The sequence below is a fragment of the Bradyrhizobium erythrophlei genome, assembly GCF_900129425.1.
GTDB classification, from domain to species: Bacteria; Pseudomonadota; Alphaproteobacteria; order Rhizobiales; family Xanthobacteraceae; genus Bradyrhizobium; species Bradyrhizobium erythrophlei_C.
In genome coordinates, this window is sequence record NZ_LT670817.1 from 6,870,561 (window position 1) to 6,889,407 (window position 18,847).

Below are 18,847 nucleotides of genomic sequence, written 5' to 3' on the forward strand. Positions count from 1 at the left end.
TCGCCAAATCCGCGCGGTTTTGTCCGGCAGCGTTTATTTTCGATGAATGCCGGTCGCGCATGGTTAATCGCTGGTATGTGGCCATCGGCACACATCATCGAATCGGTTCCCTGCGTGAACCTCGCGTTAAATCGCATCGGTCTAGAACGTGATGAGTGCAGGTCAGGAAAAATCCAATGCCGGTTAATCGCAGACGTTTTCGTATCGAAGAAGCATTGGCCGGCGACATGCCGGCGTCCGCAGCCGCCGACGACGACGTCGGTCCGATGCATCGCGAGATCATGAGTGAACTTCGCGCCATCCGTGCCCAGATGGGGGCGGTCCGGAGCGGCGGCGGCGCGGCAACGGAGACCATCGGCGAGACGGTTTCGCGCGAAGTCTCCGAAGCCCTTGCGTTGCTCGACACCTATCGCGCCCAGATCGAGCAATGCGAAAAGCTCAAGGTCGAACTCGACCTCATTCACGATGCCATCACCCGCACCAAGCGGGAAATCGCGGTGCTGCACAGCACGAGTTTCAACGGCGAGGAAATGGCCAGGGTCAACGGCGAGCTTGGCGCCGTGGTCGGCGGCACCGAGCAAGCCACCCAGCAGATCCTGGAAGCCGCGGAGGCGATCGATAATGCGGCGACCGCGCTATCCAAGGTGAGTTCGCCTGATCAGCAAAAGCTGCTCAGCGAGGAAATCCAGGAGCGTGTCGTTTCGATCTTCGAGGCCTGCAATTTCCAGGATCTGACCGGTCAGCGCATCAACAAGGTGATGACCACGATGAAATTCATCGAGAACCACATCACCGTCATGATGGACATCTGGGGCGGCGTCGATGCGATCAAGGCGCACGCGCCTGCGATCGTCGATACAAGGGAAGGCGACGACCGGCTGCTGAACGGTCCGAAGCTGGACGGCGACGACGGTCATGCGTCGCAGAACGACATCGACGCGCTGTTTAACTGAGTCTGGCTTGACCGGGTTTCGATTTGCTCAAGTCGCCGGGTGGAAGCACCCGGCGACCTCCATGGCCGCCAATCAGGCGCGCGGCGCGCAGCGGACATAGACCATGTTGCCGTAACGGGTCGCCGCATCCGGGTCGATGAAACGCGTGACCAGCACGCGCCCGTCGAACGAGACGATCTCGCGATCCTGTTCGCCGCCGGCCGGTCCGGGCGGACCGATATAGTTCTTGCCGCTTGGGCTGCCCTTGAGACGCAATTCCTGCGGCGTCGCCTGGTCGGCCAGATGCATGATGACGCCGCCGGTGGTGCCGGAGCCGATCACATAAGGCTGCTTGCACTGCGCCTTGGCCGCGACTTCGGTGCGGGCGCGGTCGGCCGGATTCTGGAACGACGCCAGACCCCAGCGGCCGACGATCTCGTCGGGACGGATCGACGCCGGCATCTCGGGCGCGACACCCGGCTCCGGAGCCGCTGAAGGGGACGATGAAAATGACGGCAGGCTCATGCTCCCGCATGCACCCAAGAACATCGCGAGCGCCGACGCGATCCCCAGATTGGCGACCCCGCGCACGCTACGTAAGCTGACCATAGCATCCCCCCGAACAAATTCGTGGCCGCACCCATCCGGCAACCAAGCGTAAAACCACTGCCGGAGCAATGAGGTCCAACAAATTACCCGACAGCTCCGATTTGGTTTCCGGAACCATCCTATATCGGTCTCACCAACGGCTTAACCCCCCTTTGCTTGACAGGATCGGCGTCTAGCCATATTCCGGGCGCACAATTGGCAGTCCGAGAGCGCGATTGCTAAGGATACGAGCCGTTTTGCTCCTTGGCGGTGTCGAACAGGCCCGTATCCCGATCCACTTCCGATGACAAGTCAGATCCAAAAGAGCCTCCAAAAGGAACCGTCATGGCTAAATCCAAATTTCGTCCGCTGCATGACCGTGTCGTGGTCAAACGTATCGATGCCGAAGAAAAGTCCAAGGGCGGCATCATTATTCCCGACAGCGCCAAGGAAAAGCCCTCGCAGGGCGAAATCACGGCGGTCGGCCCCGGCGGCCGGGACGAAGCCGGCAAGCTGATCCCGATCGACCTCAAGGTCGGCGACCGCGTGCTGTTCGGCAAGTGGTCCGGCACCGAGGTCAAGCTCGACGGCGAAGAGCTCCTGATCATGAAGGAGAGCGACATCATGGGCGTGCTCGCCTGAGGCCAACGTCTTTCCGTCGTCATTGCCGGGCTTGACCCGGCAATCCATCGCCTTCGCATAGACTTTTCCGAAGAGGATGGATGCCCGGGTCAAGCCCGGGCATGACGAATAAAAGCGCCGCGGGCGCGTGTATCCAATCATTCCAGGAGTGAATTCCAATGGCAGCCAAGGACGTAAAGTTTTCCGGAGACGCGCGCGATCGCATGTTGCGCGGCGTCGATATTCTCGCCAATGCGGTGAAGGTGACGCTCGGCCCCAAGGGCCGCAACGTCGTCATTGAAAAGAGCTTCGGCGCACCGCGCATCACCAAGGACGGCGTGACCGTCGCCAAGGAAATCGAACTCGAGGACAAGTTCGAGAACATGGGCGCACAGATGCTGCGCGAGGTCGCCTCCAAGACCAACGACACCGCCGGCGACGGCACCACCACTGCCACCGTGCTGGCGCAGGCGATCGTCCGGGAAGGCGCCAAATCGGTCGCCGCCGGCATGAACCCGATGGACCTGAAGCGCGGCATCGAGATCGCGGTGACGGCCGTGGTCAAGGACCTCGAGAAGCGCGCCAAGCCGGTCGCTTCATCAGCCGAAATCGCGCAGGTCGGCACCATCTCGTCCAACGGCGACGCCGCGATCGGCAAGATGATTGCCCAGGCGATGCAGAAGGTCGGCAATGAAGGCGTCATCACCGTCGAGGAGAACAAGTCGCTCGCAACCGAAGTCGACATCGTCGAGGGCATGAAATTCGACCGCGGTTACCTGTCGCCCTATTTCATCACCAATGCCGAGAAAATGACGGCCGAGCTCGAGGACGCCTACGTGCTGCTGCACGAGAAGAAGCTGTCCGGCCTGCAGGCGATGCTGCCGGTGCTGGAGGCCGTGGTGCAGTCCGGCCGGCCGCTGCTGATCGTCGCCGAAGACGTCGAAGGCGAGGCGCTGGCGACGCTGGTCGTGAACCGTCTCCGCGGTGGCCTGAAGGTCGCCGCCGTCAAGGCGCCCGGCTTCGGCGATCGCCGCAAGGCGATGCTGGAAGACATCGCGATCCTGACCGGCGGCCAGCTGATCTCGGAAGAACTCGGCATGAAGCTCGAAAACGTCACCGTCAACATGCTCGGCCGCGCCCGCAAAGTCGTGATCGACAAGGAAAACACCACGATCGTCAACGGCGCCGGCAAGAAGAAGGACATCGAAGCCCGCGTCGGCCAGATCAAGGCGCAGATCGAGGAGACCACCTCGGATTACGACCGCGAGAAGCTGCAGGAGCGCCTTGCCAAGCTCGCCGGCGGCGTCGCGATCATTCGCGTCGGCGGCGCGACCGAGGTCGAGGTGAAAGAGAAAAAGGATCGCGTCGAAGACGCCCTCAACGCGACCCGCGCGGCGGTGCAGGAAGGCATCGTACCGGGCGGCGGAGTCGCCCTGCTGCGCGCCAAGCGTGCCGTCGGTCGCATCCACAACGACAATTCCGACGTGCAGGCCGGCATCAATATCGTGCTGAAAGCACTGGAAGCGCCGATCCGCCAGATCGCCGAAAATGCCGGCGTCGAAGGCTCGATCGTGGTCGGCAAGATCCTCGAGGAAAAGTCCGAGACGTTCGGCTTCGACGCCCAGACCGAAGAGTATGTCGACATGGTCGCCAAGGGCATCATCGACCCGGCCAAGGTGGTGCGCACCGCGCTGCAGGACGCCTCGTCCGTGGCCGCCCTTCTGGTGACGACGGAAGCCATGGTCGCCGAACTGCCGAGGGAGCCGGCGCCGCCGATGCCCGGCGGTGGCGGCGGCATGGGTGGCATGGGCGGAATGGGTTTCTGAGACCGGCCTGCCGCCGACATTGTGGATCATCGAAGGCCGCCTCCGGGCGGCCTTCTTTTTGGCGTTGGTGCAGAGGTTTGCTAGTGAGGGCCCGGTCCGGATTCGGAGCTGGGCCAACCGGCCTTACGATACAATCTCATTCTGACCTGCCGGTTCTGTCTTACCGGTTCTGTCTTGCCGATTTTGCCCAGCGGGGAGCTTCAAGATGCGCTCGATTTTAGTTTGCCTGATCGGTCTGACGATGACGGCCTCCTCCGGTCTGGCGCTGGCTGAGATGAAGCTCTCGACGAAGGCCGCGCCGGGCGCCAACGAGACCAGATATTTCACTTCCATCGACGGGCTGATGGAAGGCAATGCCGACGTCATTCTCAAGGAGACCCGCCAGGGCAAGACCGTCACCTCGGCGGTGCTCGACGTCTGCTATCCCGCCGAGAAGGGCTCCGATCGCAAGGACCGCTTTGTCGCCAACCTCGCGGTCAACGGTCAGACCCTGACCGGAAGCACGCAAAGCCTCGGCGACAAATTGCCGGTGACGGTGAAACTGGTGCGCAGGCCGACCGGCGACAGCTTCGAATTCAAGGGCCAGATCAGCGTCGGCCAGACCGTCACGGAAGTGGCCTCTTCGGACAATTCCGATCTCAGCGAAAAGGAATTCCAGGACAACCAGACAACCGATGACGGGATCACGCCGGCGCCGGTGGATTTTACCGAGGTTTCTCCGGAATCGATCGGTGTCAGGGTAAAGCTGGACGCGGCGCTGGATTTCCTGAAGGGGTTGAAGGGGCAGGACGTCGAGGTCTCCCTGAGCAGCCTCACCGTCTCCTGCGACGCGCTGCGCGCCGGCGAGCAGACGATCAACCTCAGCACCGATCCGAACCGCGCCGCCGCGCTGATTGCGAAATTCAAGTCGTCGCCCGGCGTGGTCGCCGCCGGCTGGACCACTGGCATCGTGGAAATGGAGCGCTCGATCCGTTTTTCGGCCGCCGACTGGCGCGACGGCGACAAACCCAACCGGGACAAGCTCGCCGCGGCGATTGCCGGCGTCCTGACTAAAACGCTTTCCGCGAAATCATCGTCGTCGGCGTGGGACGCCAATACCGGGGCGCTGAGATTGACGTTCAAACGGCCGAGCCCGCTATTCCCCGCGCTCGAGCTCACCGAGACCATCGAGGTGACCGCGCTGGTGGCGCCGGACAAGCCTGGCGGGTCCGACCGGCTGATGCTGTGGATCGGCAATCCCGTCACCACCACGACGGACGAGTCGGCGGGCGCCAAGCTCAATCTGGCCGACGAGGCCAGCGCCGACGAGGAAGAGGACCAAAAGGACGACAACGGCTCGGTCGATGCGCTGGCCAGGGAATTCAAGGGCCAACGCTGGGACGCGGATAAATCGGCCTGGAAATAGCCTGTTTCTGCCGGTCTGGGGCAGCTTGCGACGCGCGCTTTGCACGCAGCCCTGCATTTGACATGCCGCGCCATAGCGGCAATGAACGGGCGATATCCGCACAAGGCCTTTCGGGATTTCAGGTTTGATGGCGCGCTATGACGTAGTGGTGATCGGCGCCGGCCTGGGAGGCTTGACCGCCGGCGCGATCCTGGCGCGCGCGGGGCGCAAGGTCCTGGTCATCGAGCGCAGCAACTCGGTGGGCGGCGCGGCATCGAGCTACAAGGTCGGCGATCTCTTCGTGGAAGGTTCGTTGCACGAGACCAGCGATCCGCACGATCCCCGCGATCCGAAACACGGCGTGTTGAAGCGCGCGGGCGTGATCGACGCCGTGAAATGGATTCCGGCCGGCGCATTTTACGAGGCACGCGGCGGTCCGCTCGGCGAGCCCTTTGTGATGCCGGACAATTTCGACGCGGCGCGGCGCGCCTTGACCGAACGCTTCCCGGAGGCCCGTACCGGGATCCATCAACTGCTCGAGGAAATGGAGCGCATCGCCGCCGCGGCCGGCACGCTTTCGCAAGGCCGGGAGGCGCTCAAGAATCCGCGGCAAGCTCTGGGCGCGCTGTTGAAGCTAACTCCCGCGATCCGCGACTGGCGGCTGTCGCTGTCGCAAAAGCTCGACCGGACGTTCGGCGACAACGAAGCCGTCAAATGCGCGCTTGCCGCCAATCTTTCGTATTATCACGACGACCCCGCGACGCTGTGGTGGGTTTTCTTTGCGATGGCGCAGGGAGGCTATCTGCAAAGCGGCGGCCGTTACGTGCAAGGCGGTTCACAGCGGCTCTCGAGCGCGCTCGCCCGCGCCATCAGGGCGGCCGGCGGAGAAGTGATGGTGCGTCGCGTCGTCAGCCGCATTGCCGTGGGCTCGCAAGGCGGGCCCAGCATCGTCACCCACACCGCCCGCGACGGCACCGATCCAGGACAGGTGGAAGGCTTGCGGATCGTCAGCAACGCCGCGCCATCGGCGCTGGCACCGTTGCTGCCCGCGGCGGTCGCGCAAAAATTGACGGAAGACTACGCACAGCGGACCTCGTCGATTTCGCTGTTCGCGCTGACGCTCGGCCTGTCGAAGCCGCCGCGAGAATTCGGCATATCGGCCTATTCCACGCAATTGCTGCCGCGCGATATGAAACGGCTGTCGGACTATGCGCAGGGCGCCGCGCTGATGGCGGGCGAGCCCGGCGAGCGGATGCCGCCGATGTCGGTGGTCGATTATGCCGCGATCGATTCGGGGGTACCCGCGCCGCCCTATGTGCTCTCGATCATTGGGCCCGACCTTCTGTCGAACTGGGAGAGTTCGGACATGGACGCCTATCGCGAGAAGCGCGGGCGATGGCAGGATGCGATCGTCCACTATCTCTCTTCATTTTATCCGGGCCTCGCGGACGGTGTGGTCGCGTCGTCGTTCAACACCGCGCTGTCGGTGCGTCAATATCTCGATGCCCCCGGCGGCGCGGTTTATGGGTTCGCCCCGACCCCGCCGCGCTCGCTCTGGCGCATGCCTGCCCGTTCGCCGCGCACGGCGGTGCCGGGCCTCTATCTGGCGTCGGCCTATGCGGGATTCGGCGGCTATACCGGCGTCGTGCAATCCGCCGGCGAGTGCGCCGACATGATTCTGCGCGAGCAATAAAAGACTCAATCGGTGTTGATACGGAACCGCAGCGGCCTGGTTCCGATGAACGAAACCAGATCGCCCTGCCGCTTCCAGGTGGCGGCCTCGCTCAGCGCCGCGAGCAGTTCATCGTCGGCTTGCGCCCGCGCCGGTGGGCAGGTGGTATTCTCCAACGGACCGGCGACAAAGATCACCGTGTTGCCCGCCACCGAAAACTGGCCCCTGCCGCCCTTGCACCACAATTCCAGCGTCGCCGCGCCATTGTCGCCGATCTGCAGCGTCGGCAGCCGCTTCGACCCGGGCTGCGGCGCCGCATCCAGTGTCATCTCGAACCCGAATGGAAATCCGTCATCGGCATAAGCCGCATCGGCATTGAGGGCGCCCCCGGCCAGTAGCAGCGTGACTGCGGCCAGCTTGAAAACCCCTGTCGCTAAAGACATACAGTTCCTCGAAATATCCCGGCATCGATTGCCGCGCGCCGTTGTAATGGGCGAACGTGACATTGACCAGATCGGCCGCCGCAAAAATTGTCGGCGCATAAAAAATCCCCGCGGGCCATCGGCCGCGGGGATTTCTTGTCCGTATCGTCAGAGCCGCTGTTCTATTTCAAGACCATGGCCGTGAACGGATAGACATAGGCCTGCAGCATCACAAAGAGACCGACGAGGCACGCCAGCGCGATCGAATGCTTGAACACGAAGCGCAGAATCGTGCCTTCGTGGCCATACCAGTTGGTCGCGGTGGAAGCGACGACGATCGACTGCGCGTCGATCATCTTGCCCATCACGCCGCCGGAGGAGTTGGCGGCGGCCATCAGGATCGAGGAGAGACCCAGTTGCTCCGAAGTGATCTTTTGCAGATTGCCGAACAGCACGTTGGAGGCGGTGTCCGATCCCGTCAGCGCGACGCCCAGCCAGCCGAGCAGCGTACCGAAGAAGGGATAAAGCACGCCGGTCGCGGCAAAGGCGAGACCGAGCGTGGCATCGACACCGGACAGCCGCGTCAGCGTACCGATCGCCAGCATCGCCGAGATCGTGATCAGCGAAATCGCGCACACCCTGATGGTCCGGCCGTACTCCGAGATCAGCTTCATCGGCGACAGGCCCACCAGGAAGCCGGAAATGATCGCCGCGATCAGCATGCCCGTGCCGGTGAACGACAGATAGGTGAAGCCGAACACCGCGCCTTCCGGCGTCGGCTTTGCCGCCACCGGCGGCACCTTATTGATCATCTTGTCGAGGTCGGGGACCCCGTAATTCCAGGCAAAGTGTGCGTTCGCCCAATCCTTGAAGCCCTGATTGCCCCAGATCAGCATTACGACGCAGACGATGATCCATGGCAGCAGTGCGCCCCAGAGCTCGGCCTGCGTCAGCGGCGTCTTGTCCATCGGCTTCGGCGCCGTCATCGTCGACGCCGATTCGTCATGACCGCGCAACGCCGGCGACAACCAGAGCTGCCTCGGCTGCCAGACTTTCAGGAACAGGATCAGGCAGCCCATCGAGATCAGCGATGCGCCGATGTCGACGATCCAGGGATTGATGTAGTTCGAGATCACAAATTGTGGAATCGCAAACGATAGACCGGTGACGAGAATGGCGGGCCAGATGTCCTTCATGCCTTTCCAGCCCGCGAACGCCCACACCACCCAGAACGGCACCAGCAGCGAGAAGATCGGCAACTGCCGTCCGACCATCGCACCCAGAATGTAGGGGTCGAGGCCGGTCACCGAGGCCAGCCCCTGGATCGGGGTACCCAGCGCGCCAAAGGCAACTGGGGCGGTATTGGCGATCAGCGACAGACCGGAAGCCGCGAGCGGCGAAAAGCCGAGCCCGATCAGAACCGAGCCGGTGATCGCGACCGGTGTGCCAAATCCCGAAGCACCCTCGAAGAACGCGCCGAAAGAAAACGCGATCAGCAACAGCTGCAAGCGCCGGTCCTCGGTGACGCCGCCGACGGCACGTTTCAGCAGCTCGAATTTTCCGGTGAGGACCGTAATTCGGTAGAGGAAGATCACGTTCAGCACGATCCAGCCGATCGGGAAGAAGCCGGACACGATCCCGAGCACCGATGCCCGGATCGACATCCCCGCCGGCATCGTGAAGACGAAGATCGCGATCAGGTTGGTCAGGATCACGGCAATGATTGCTGCGATATGGGCCTTGACCTTGCCGCTCGCGATCAACACTAACAGTGTGACCACGGGAATGGCCGCGGCGACCGTCGACAGTGCCGCGTTGCCAAGCGGATTATAGATTTGGTTCCACATTACGGTTCCTCCCCACGCCATTATGCGGCGCCCCTGACCAGCGTGGACGGTCAGGTGCGCCTGACGTGATCGCAGAAGTGCGTACGCAATGCGCGAAATCAGCCGCGAATTTGGGCAATTCCAAAATCGCTCACAACCTCGCGAAGTGTGGACGCCCCCCGCCCCTCGCCGTTACCCCCATGCTAGGGTTGACTCGGAGTCCGGGACAAGCCAACGCAGTCCAAGAAACCTACGACTTTAGTCTAAATGTCTCCAATTCCCCCATTTTTTCAGGCCTTTGGAGCCTTCTTTCAGGAGACGGCAATCTGTGAACAACATCCGCTCGACGCTCGCCATCGTATGGCGGATCGCCGCACCTTATTTCCGTTCCGAGGATAAACTGGCCGGCCGCGTGCTGCTCGCGGCGGTGATTGCGATCGAGCTTTCGCTGGTCGGCATCAACGTTCTGCTGAACGAGTGGAACAACCGCTTTTACAATGCGCTGCAGGAGAAGAACTGGGAAGTTTTCGTCAGGCAGATCGGCATCTTCTGTATTCTTGCCACCTTCTACATCGCGCTTTCGGTGTACCAGCTCTACCTCAACCAGTGGCTTCAGATCCGCTGGCGGCAATGGATGACGCGGCGCTATCTCGGCGAATGGCTTCACGACGCCAACCACTATCGCATGCAGCTGCAGGGCGACGCCGCCGACAATCCGGACCAGCGCATCTCCGATGACGTAAAACTGTTCGTCGATCAGACGCTGGGCCTTGGCGTGGGCCTGCTGAGTTCGGTGGTGACGCTGGCGTCTTTCGTCGTCATTCTCTGGGGTCTGTCGGCGGAGTCGCCGTTGACGATCTCCGGCCACGCGTTCGCGATTCCCGGTTATCTGGTTTGGGGCGCGCTGATCTATGCCGTTTTCGGCACCGCGCTGACGCAGTGGATCGGCTCGCCGCTGGTCAACCTCTCGTTTGAACAGCAGCGCTTCGAGGCCGATTTCCGCTTCAATCTCGTGCGGGTGCGCGAAAACTCCGAACAGGTTGCGCTGTTGAGGGGTGAGAGCGCCGAACGGCAGCGGCTTTCGGAGCGCTTCGGCCGCGTCGTCGAGAACTGGTACGCCATCATGAGCCGGACCAAGCGGCTGACGGCGTTTACCTCAAGCTACTCGCAAGCCGCGGTGATCTTCCCCTATATTCTGGTGGCGCCGGCCTATTTCGGAAACAAGATCCAGCTCGGCGGCATGATGCAGACCGCATCCGCTTTCTCCAGCGTGCAACAAGCCCTGTCATTCTTCGTTTCGATCTACCGGTCGTTGGCGGAATGGCGCGCCGTCGTCGCGCGTCTCAGCGGATTCGAGATGTCGATTGCCAGCGCGATGACGCAGGCGACCCAGGCCCCTTCGATCGGCGTCGTGTCGTCGGCCGGCAGCGATAAAATCGACCTCAACAAGCTTCTCGTCAGTCTGCCCCACGGAACCCCGCTGGTTTCGGCTGACGGCTTCAGCATTCGCACCAACGAGCGTACCCTGGTCACCGGTCCGTCCGGCGCCGGCAAGTCGACCTTGTTCCGCGCCATCGCCGGGATCTGGCCGTTCGGCAGCGGCTCGATTGCGATTCCGGCCAGGGCCAAGCTGATGATGCTGCCCCAGCGGCCGTATTTTCCGCTCGGTTCACTGAAGGCCGCGATCGTCTACCCCGCCGAAGCGAGCGCGTTCAGCTCAGACCGGGTGCGTGATGTTCTGATCGCAGTAGGCCTGCCCCAGCTCGCGTCAAGACTGGAAGAGGACGCACACTGGAATCGGATGCTCTCGCTGGGTGAGCAACAGCGCCTCGGGATCGCACGCGCGCTATTGCACGCGCCGCAATATTTGTTCCTGGACGAAGCGACCGCCTCGCTCGATGAAGCCTCGGAGGCGGCGCTTTACCACCTCCTCAGGGAGAAATTGCCGGCAACCACCGTCGTGTCGATCGGCCATCGCTCGACGCTGGCGGCGCTTCACCAGCGCAATGTGGTGCTGTCCCGCGACGGCGATCGATTTGCACTGCAGAACCGCCGCGAGGACGTCAAGCAGCCCTAGCGGCGCATAGCGCGACGCGAGCGACAACCATCGAACCGTCGCATGGCGCCAGTGCGATGGCCGCGCCCCAAGCCTGACTAAAGCGTGATGAGATGAAGTTGAGCTGCGACGCAGCGGAAACTTCACCTCTCCCATAGGGAGAGGTCTGCGCGTAGCGCCGGGTGAGGGATTACGGTCTATCGTTGGTGCAGCACCCCTCACCCGATTTGCTGCGCAAATCGACCTCTCCCCGCTGGGGAGAGGTGAAGGACAAGACCGATCCAAATTAAAGCCATCCCGCTCTAGAAAAGGCGCGCAACACCGCCAAAAGAAAAGGGGCGGCAGATCGCTCTGCCGCCCCCGTGGTCTCGATGGAATGACTTACTTCAGGTTGGTCATCGCGGTCAGGTCAGCCGAAAGCTTGGCGATGCCGGCCGCGCCGCACCAGTTGGAGCCTGCGCCAGTCGGATTGATCGAGGTGATGTTGCTCGTTCCGGCGGAGTTGAAGGCGCTGGTGAAGGCGTTGCAGTTACCCTTCGACAGGTCGGTGTCGGAGTAGCGCAGATCGAGTGTGAACACCTTGTAGGTGAAGCCGATGCCGATGTTCCAGGTATTGTAGTCGGCGTATTTGATGCCGTTCGGGAACGGCCCGGCGAAACCAGGATTGGTGAACGTGGTTCCGTAGAAGGAGTCGGTTGTTCCAAGAAACTGCCGTCCGAACTCGCCGGAGACATACATGCCGACGCCGCTGGTACCGAATACCGTGGCTGGCGCGGTGTACTTGCCGGTGACCGAAGCGTAGTCGCCCCAGGCGCCGGAGTTCAGGAAGTTCGGCGAATAGTACTCGTTCAAGCCGAACTGCCAGTTGTCGTTGATGGTGTAGTTAACTTTTCCGTAGACTTCGAAAAAGCTGACGTCCTTCTTCATGACGTTGCCGTCTGGCAGGATATTGGCCGCGCATTCCGGGCTAAGCGGCTTGCCGGCCGGATCGGTCGGAGCACCGAAGAAGCAGGTTCCTCCCGGATACAGGTAGCCCCAGACACCGAAGTCGAACGCGAACGCGCCGAAGGTCGGACGAATACCGCCGTAGACGTCGATTTCGGCCGCGGCGCGGTTCGCGAAGGAGATGCTCTCGCCGGAGGTGCCGATGTACAGCTGCAAGTCTTTGGTGACGTTGTAGCGCGGCTCGAAATAGGCAGCCACCGACGGGTTGTGATTGGACTGGGTGATACCGCGGAAGATGTAATCATTCATGATTGCGCTGCCGAAGGCGATATCCCAAGGATCGAACGCTGCCGGAGGCGGCGCTTTGACGGCCTTCGTGTACAAATCGGCCGAGAAAGCCGAGCCTGCGGTCATTGCAAGCACCGCCGCAGCCAAAACCATTTTCTTCATGTCGATCCCCATCGCTTTAAACACAGTCCCGTTCCGGCGCCCCCAGGGACAAGCGGTAACCGACTGCAACCAAATTCCGTAACCTGTTCGCAATCTGGAACGCGCCACCCGTTCAGTGAAAGCAAAAAAGACAAGCATTTGCCGCCTTTTTGGGCGTTATCGCCATCGGGCAAAATGTTGTCAGCGTGTGTTGCATTACAACAACAACTTCGCGTGATTTTCGTGCCGGTCAGGCGACTTTTGGGCAACAGGCCGGCTTCGGGAAGGAAGAGCCAGACGCCGGCTGATCGAGACCCAATCGAATCAGCCGCCTGGGCTACGCCCCTGCGTGCAGCGGGGCCGATCAACCGGAAAAATGTTCGGGGACCTCCCGGCATGAAAAAGGCCGCAGCGACGGGCGCTGCGGCCTTGAAGCGTGACCCTCGGTAACCGGGCCGCGTTGGCGCTATTTGTCGTCGTCGTCGCTGGATGACGACGGGGCCGACGAAATCTCGCCGCCCGAGTGCCCCCATGACGGCGCGGTACTTGGAGCAGGACTCGAAACAACGGGACTTGAAACAGCGGGACCTGGGCCCGCCCAGCTCGGAGCTGATGGGACCGGCGTCGGAGCAGGCTTTGGCGCCGGAGCCGGCTTGGGTGCGGCGGGCTTGGACACGACAGGCTTGGGTGCCGCAGGCGCAGCAGGCTTGGGCGCGACGGCCTTCGGTGCGGCGGCCTTGGGCGCGGCAGCCTTGGAGACCGGAGCGGCCTTCTTTTTTGCAGCGCCCTTTTTGGCGCTGGCCTTCCTGGCTGATTTTTTCGGCGCCGCCGCCTTCGCCTTTTTGGCGGACTTCTTCGCCGACTTCTTGGCCTTTTTTGCCGATTTCTTCGAAGATTTCTTCGCGGATTTTTTCTTCGCCGTCAGAAGCTTTTTCTTGTTTTTCTTAGCCTTCTTGGCTTTTTTACTCTTTTTGCCTTTAGCCATCGTGATCCTCCTGTTGCCGCCGATCCATGTCTATCGAGCGTTTCAAGTCGCCGCCTCGAGCGCGGGGCCAATCGATCAGTTCAATCCTGGCCGGGGACCCCCTGTCGCCCAATCGAGAAGCTCAATCGTGTGAACCACAGGAACTGACGTACCACCGGCAATCTGCACCATGCATCCAATATTGCCCGCAGCGATCATGTCCGGCTTGACCATCGCAATGTTGGCGACCTTTCGATCGCGCAATCTGTCCGCAATGTCAGGCTGGAGAATGTTGTAGGTCCCCGCCGAACCGCAACACAAATGGCTCTCGGGTACATCTTTCACCACGAATCCGTTCTTGGAAAGCAATTCTTTCGGGGCTTGCGTGATTTTCTGTCCGTGCTGCAGCGAACAAGCCGAGTGATAGGCGACAACAATGTCGCGCTGTTGCTGCGATGACTTGAGCTCGATGCCACCGAGATACTCCGTAATATCCTTGGCCAGCGCTGAAATCTTCGCCGCCGGGCCGGCGAAATCGCGATCCTCGCGCAGCATGAAACCATAGTCCTTGATCACCGTGCCGCACCCCGATGTCGTCACCAGGATGGCGTCGAGACCGTCGCGCTCGGCTTCCGCGAGCCAGACCGTGATGTTGGCGCGCGCCCGCGCCAGGGCGTCGCCGTCGCGGCCGAGATGGTGTGTCAGCGCACCGCAACATTGCTCGTCCTTGACCAGCACCACCTCGATGCCGTGACGCGTCAAGAGATTGATGGCGGCCTGATTGATGCGCGGCGCCAGCACCTGTTGGGCACAACCCTGCAGCAGCGCGACACGCCCGCGCCTTGCGCCGAGCGGCGGAAAAACGCTCCCGCCGGCCGGTCCGGATGCCGGCAGGCTGTGTGGCGCCAGCGCCAGCATCGCCTTGATTCGCCGCGATAAAGTCGGCACTGCCGGCGCGGCTTTGGGGGTCGGCAGCAATCCAGCCAGCGGCCGGCCGAACCGCGCCAGGATCATGCTGAGGCGAAACAGCCCCGGCCGCGGCAGCACCCAGGCCAGCACCGCCCGCAACGCCCGCTCGGCCAGGGGCCGGGTATATTCCTTCTCGATCCGCACCCGCGCCTGATCGACCAGATGCATGTAGTTCACGCCGGACGGACAGGTGGTCATGCAGGCGAGGCAGGAGAGACAGCGGTCGATGTGCTTGACCACCTCCGGCGTCGGCGGCCGGTTCTTTTCCAGCATCTCTTTGATGAGATAGATCCGGCCGCGGGGGCTATCGAGTTCGTCGCCGAGCAGCACGTAGGTCGGGCAGGTCGCGGTGCAGAATCCGCAATGCACGCAGGCGCGCAAAATCTTGTCGGCTTCGGCGATGTCGGGATCGGCCAGTTGCGCCAGACTGAATTCGGTTTTCATGCCAGGAATCCCCGTATCATCCGGCCGCGATTGAGGATGTTTTTCGGATCGAAGCTGTGGCGGACGCGTTCGCTCAAGCTCGCCACGCCGCCCTGCTGCGGATGGAACACGTCGACGCTGCGCCGCACCTCGTCGGATGCGCGGATCAGCGTGGCGTGGCCGCCGACCGCATTGACGCGCTGGCGCACCAGCGCGGCCCGGGCGTCGGGCGTGGCAGGCAGCGCCGCCCAGATCAGGCCGCCGCCCCAGTCGTAGATCACGTCGCCACCGGTGTCGCGTGCCAGCCGCTCGCCGAGCGCGCCGCCCGCGGCCGGCGGACAGACGATCCGCCATACCGGCCACGCCCCCAGCGCGCCGTCGGCCGCGAACGGCGTGACGTCGCGAACCGACCTCCAGACCGCGGCCGAGGCGGCATCTTCCAGAATCTGCGCCGGCCCGAACGGCGTAAGAATTTTGCCGAGCGCGGCCGCGCGATGGACGGCCGACGCCGTAATGCCCTCCAGCCGCAGCAACGTGACCGCCTGCTGTGGCGATCCAAGGTCCGCCAACGCTCCCGCGGCGGCCCGAAACGCCGAACTCGGCAGGTGGGCGGCGCCGGACAGGTCGAACGGCGAGCCCAGCGCCGCCGTCATTGCCCTGACTGCGGTGGCGTCATCCAGCCCACGCAACAGCAGCGTGCGCTCGCTTTCGGGCCTCGGCATCACCTTCAAGGTCACTTCCGTCATGACCGCGAGCGTGCCCCAGGACCCCGCCAGCAGCTTGCAGAGATCGTAACCGGTGACGTTTTTCACCACCCGGCCGCCGGCCTTGAAGCTGTCGCCGAAGCCGGACACGGCATGCGCGCCCAACAGATGATCGCGGGCGCCGCCGGCCCGGATACGGCGGGGACCGGCGAGGCCGACGCCGATCATGCCGCCGATGGTTCCAAGGTTTGGGGTACCCAGCAGCGCCGCGGTGTCGATCGGTTCGAACGCGAACTGCTGGTTCCTGGAATCGATCAGCGACTTGACGTCGGCCAGCGGCGCGCCCGCCTGCACCGTGATGATCAGTTCGTTCGGCTCATAGGCCGTCACAGCATTGAGCGCCGACAGATCGAGCAGCGCATTGGTCGCCATCGGCTGGCCGATCTGCCGCTTGGAGCCATGGCCGATGATTTCCAGCGGCTGCTCGCTGGCAATCGCCGCGCGCACCACCTGCTCGACGTCCTTGGCGTCACGTACTTTCAGGGTATCCAAACCAACCGCCTTGCTGTCATCGTCAGGCCCATCATGGAACGGCCGCGCGGCGCAACCATCCGGTCCCGGCCATCCTTCTAAAGGCGCGGCTGGCGGGCACAAGGGCGAGTTTGAAAACCGAAGCGATCATCGGCCAACACCCCTTTCCGCTCGCAACATCATCACTTCGACCATCATCGAAGCATTCACGCATATTATTCGCCATATATCGAACTGTAGCCGTCAATGGACGGACCATCCAGCGCCCGGCGATTGAGGGCAAATCATCAGGGAGCACCACCATGAATCGATATGCCATCAACGAGCGAACCATCAGCGATGCCGTCAGCGGCGGCGGCCTGCTGGTGGTCGCGCAATGGGAGGCCAGCGAAGGACAGGCCGACAGGGTCGCCGGCATTCTGCGCCGCTTTCTGCCCGAGGCGCAAAGCGAGCCCGGCGCCAAACTGTTCCTGATCGGCCAGGCACGGGACAATCCCGCGCAGTTTCTGTTCTACGAACTGTTCCGCGACGAGGCCGCTTTCAAGGCGCACCAGGACAGCGCGCATTTCAAGACCCATATCGCCGGCGAGGCCTTGCCGCTGCTCGCCAAGCGCGAACGCCTGCAATACGCATTGCTGTAACCCGGCAACAGTACCGCCCCTTCTAAAGCGTGACGAGATTAAGGTTAGATCGAGTTGTAGCGGAAACTTTACGTCTCCCATAGGGAGAGGTCGGCGCGTAGCGCCGGGTGAGGGGTTACGGTCTATCGTTGGTGCAGCACCCCCTCACCCGATTTGCGGAGTTTATCATCGGGCGGCGCTTCGCGCCGACCCGTTGGCAAATCGACCTCTCCCCGCTGGGGAGAGGTGAAGGGCACTCCGATTCAAGTTAAACCCATCTTGCTCTAGAACCGCGGCAATTCGGGAAAAGCCAGCTTGCCGCCGTGGACGTGCATGCGGCCGAGTTCGGCGCAGCGGTGCAGGGTCGGAAACATCTTGCCGGGATTGAGCAACCCCTGCGCGTCGAACGCGCATTTCAGCCGCTGCTGCTGGTTGAGATCGATCTCGCTGAACATCTCCGGCATCAAATCGCGCTTCTCGATGCCGACGCCATGTTCGCCGGTGAGCACACCGCCGAGTTCGACGCAGACCCTTAAAATATCCGCGCCGAAGGCCTCCGCCCGCTCCATCTCGCCGGGCTGGTTGGCGTCGTACAGGATCAGCGGATGCAGGTTGCCGTCGCCGGCATGAAACACATTGGCGACGCGGAGATCGTACTTGCCCGATAGCTGGCGGATTCGCGCCAGCGCCTCCGGCAATTTGCCGCGCGGGATGGTGCCGTCCATGCAGAGATAGTCCGGCGAGATCCGCCCCACGGCCGGAAACGCCGCCTTGCGGCCGGCCCAGAACAGATTGCGCTCGGCTTCGGAAGTGGAAATCTGGCAGGTGGTCGAGCCGCAGCCTTGCGCGATCGCCTCGACGCGGCTGATCAGTTCATCGACCTCGACGCCGGGACCATCGAGTTCGATGATCAGGAGCGCCTCGACGTCGAGCGGATAGCCGGCATGAACGAAGGCCTCGGCGGCGTGGATCGCCGGCTTGTCCATCATTTCCATGCCACCCGGAATGATCCCGGCGCCGATGATCCGCGCCACGCATTCGCCGGCCGCCTCGACCTCTGCGAAGCCGACCATCAGCGCGCGCGCGGTCTCCGGCTTCTGCAGAATCCGCACCGTGACCTCGGTGATGACGCCGAGCAGGCCCTCGGAGCCGGTGATGATGCCCATCAGGTCGTAGCCGCTGCTCTCGGCGGATTTGCCGCCGATCCGGATGATTTCGCCCGTGATCAGCACGATTTCGCACCCGAGCACGTTGTTGGTAGTCATGCCGTATTTCAGGCAATGCACGCCGCCGGAATTCTCCGCGACATTGCCGCCGATCGAGCAGGCAATCTGCGAGGACGGGTCGGGCGCATAGTAGAATCCGGCGTGGGCGACGGCCTCGCTGATGGCCAGATTGGTCACGCCGGGTTCGGTCACGACCACGCGGTTGTCGAAATCGATCTCGCGGATGCGCTTGAATTTGCCAAGCCCCAGCAGCACGGCGTCGGCCAGCGGCAGCGCGCCGCCGGACAGCGAGGTGCCGGAGCCGCGCGGCACCACCTTGATGCCCTGCTCGAAGCAATACTTCAGAACCTGCGAGACCTGTTCGGTCGTGTCCGGCAGCACCACCACCATCGGCGGCTGACGATAAGCCATCAGGCCGTCGGACTCGTAAGGGATCATTTCAGCCGGGCTGTCGATCACGCCCTCGCCCGGCACGATCGCCCGCAACGCCGCGACGATGGTCTCGCGTCGGTCGAGAACCGCCTGATCCGATGCAGGCATCATGATGGTCATGGACTTCTCCCCGGCCGTTTTCGGGCGTGTGCGGCATCCGCCATTGGCCGATTTGTCATGCCAAATCAAGCACGTCTGGGCCGCTTTGGGTAGCTCGCCAACGCATGGGCGCGCCACAAACGCGCGGGAACGCCGGCCGGACCGATGAACCCGGAGC

15 protein-coding genes are annotated in these 18,847 nt (G+C 62.8%); 8 read left to right on the forward strand and 7 right to left on the reverse strand.

Annotated elements, in window-relative coordinates:
* The first annotated feature begins 176 nt into the window (after positions 1 to 176).
* On the forward strand, positions 177 to 953 hold the full coding sequence (locus tag B5527_RS32760; RefSeq protein ID WP_079605185.1) for a protein phosphatase CheZ: 777 nt from the start codon (positions 177 to 179) through the stop codon (positions 951 to 953).
* A 72-nt stretch (positions 954 to 1,025) separates the two neighbouring features.
* Here B5527_RS32760 and B5527_RS32765 read toward each other — a convergent pair whose 3' ends face one another.
* Entirely contained in the window at positions 1,026 to 1,541 is a 516-nt protein-coding gene (locus tag B5527_RS32765) for a hypothetical protein (protein ID WP_079605186.1), read from the reverse strand.
* 324 nt (positions 1,542 to 1,865) lie between these two features.
* Between B5527_RS32765 and B5527_RS32770 the strand changes: the two genes are divergently transcribed.
* The 4 genes from B5527_RS32770 (at position 1,866) to B5527_RS32785 (ending at position 7,044) form a co-directional block, all read left to right on the forward strand.
* Complete coding sequence (locus B5527_RS32770) at positions 1,866 to 2,162, forward strand: co-chaperone GroES (RefSeq protein ID WP_079605187.1); 297 nt, start codon at positions 1,866 to 1,868, stop codon at positions 2,160 to 2,162.
* Positions 2,163 to 2,320: 158 nt separating this feature from the next.
* Entirely contained in the window at positions 2,321 to 3,967 is a 1,647-nt protein-coding gene (gene groL / locus B5527_RS32775; protein WP_079605188.1) for a chaperonin GroEL, read from the forward strand.
* 205 nt (positions 3,968 to 4,172) lie between these two features.
* Positions 4,173 to 5,372: a hypothetical protein gene (locus B5527_RS32780; protein ID WP_079605189.1), complete on the forward strand. Its 1,200-nt coding sequence runs from the start codon at positions 4,173 to 4,175 to the stop codon at positions 5,370 to 5,372.
* Between the two features lie 127 nt (positions 5,373 to 5,499).
* Positions 5,500 to 7,044, forward strand: coding sequence for a phytoene desaturase family protein (locus B5527_RS32785; RefSeq protein ID WP_079605190.1), 1,545 nt, complete (start codon positions 5,500 to 5,502; stop codon positions 7,042 to 7,044).
* Positions 7,045 to 7,049: 5 nt separating this feature from the next.
* Here the strand turns inward: B5527_RS32785 and B5527_RS32790 are convergent, their stop codons facing one another.
* Positions 7,050 to 7,466: an META domain-containing protein gene (locus B5527_RS32790; protein ID WP_079605191.1), complete on the reverse strand. Its 417-nt coding sequence runs from the start codon at positions 7,464 to 7,466 to the stop codon at positions 7,050 to 7,052.
* A 161-nt stretch (positions 7,467 to 7,627) separates the two neighbouring features.
* Positions 7,628 to 9,292, reverse strand: a complete 1,665-nt coding sequence (locus tag B5527_RS32795) for an L-lactate permease (RefSeq protein ID WP_079605192.1) — start codon at positions 9,290 to 9,292, stop codon at positions 7,628 to 7,630.
* Between the two features lie 307 nt (positions 9,293 to 9,599).
* Here B5527_RS32795 and B5527_RS32800 point away from each other — a divergent pair, with 307 nt between their 5' ends.
* A complete protein-coding gene (locus tag B5527_RS32800; RefSeq protein ID WP_079605193.1) occupies positions 9,600 to 11,348 on the forward strand; it encodes an ABC transporter ATP-binding protein/permease in 1,749 nt (582 codons plus the stop codon).
* A 360-nt stretch (positions 11,349 to 11,708) separates the two neighbouring features.
* Here B5527_RS32800 and B5527_RS32805 read toward each other — a convergent pair whose 3' ends face one another.
* Positions 11,709 to 12,722, reverse strand: coding sequence for a TorF family putative porin (locus B5527_RS32805; protein WP_079607691.1), 1,014 nt, complete (start codon positions 12,720 to 12,722; stop codon positions 11,709 to 11,711).
* A gap of 647 nt (positions 12,723 to 13,369) precedes the next feature.
* Here B5527_RS32805 and B5527_RS44760 point away from each other — a divergent pair.
* The gene (locus tag B5527_RS44760) at positions 13,370 to 13,819 is read left to right on the forward strand and encodes a hypothetical protein (RefSeq protein WP_154072643.1); all 450 of its coding nucleotides are present in this window, start codon (positions 13,370 to 13,372) and stop codon (positions 13,817 to 13,819) included.
* Here the strand turns inward: B5527_RS44760 and glcF are convergent.
* Together glcF and B5527_RS32820 are read right to left on the reverse strand one after the other, a co-directional pair.
* Positions 13,762 to 15,078: a glycolate oxidase subunit GlcF gene (glcF, locus tag B5527_RS32815; RefSeq protein ID WP_079605195.1), complete on the reverse strand. Its 1,317-nt coding sequence runs from the start codon at positions 15,076 to 15,078 to the stop codon at positions 13,762 to 13,764. The two genes, B5527_RS44760 and glcF, sit on opposite strands and share 58 nt — an antisense overlap.
* On the reverse strand, positions 15,075 to 16,313 hold the full coding sequence (locus B5527_RS32820; RefSeq protein WP_079605196.1) for an FAD-binding protein: 1,239 nt from the start codon (positions 16,311 to 16,313) through the stop codon (positions 15,075 to 15,077). Before B5527_RS32820 ends, glcF begins: the two co-directional genes overlap by 4 nt.
* A gap of 281 nt (positions 16,314 to 16,594) precedes the next feature.
* Between B5527_RS32820 and B5527_RS32825 the strand changes: the two genes are divergently transcribed.
* Complete coding sequence (locus tag B5527_RS32825; RefSeq protein ID WP_079605197.1) at positions 16,595 to 16,933, forward strand: putative quinol monooxygenase; 339 nt, start codon at positions 16,595 to 16,597, stop codon at positions 16,931 to 16,933.
* 263 nt (positions 16,934 to 17,196) lie between these two features.
* On the opposite strand, the gene B5527_RS32830 is transcribed toward B5527_RS32825, so the two are convergent.
* Positions 17,197 to 18,690 (reverse strand): FAD-linked oxidase C-terminal domain-containing protein, encoded by a 1,494-nt coding sequence (locus B5527_RS32830; protein WP_079605198.1) that lies wholly within the window; start codon positions 18,688 to 18,690, stop codon positions 17,197 to 17,199.
* Positions 18,691 to 18,847: the final 157 nt, after the last annotated feature.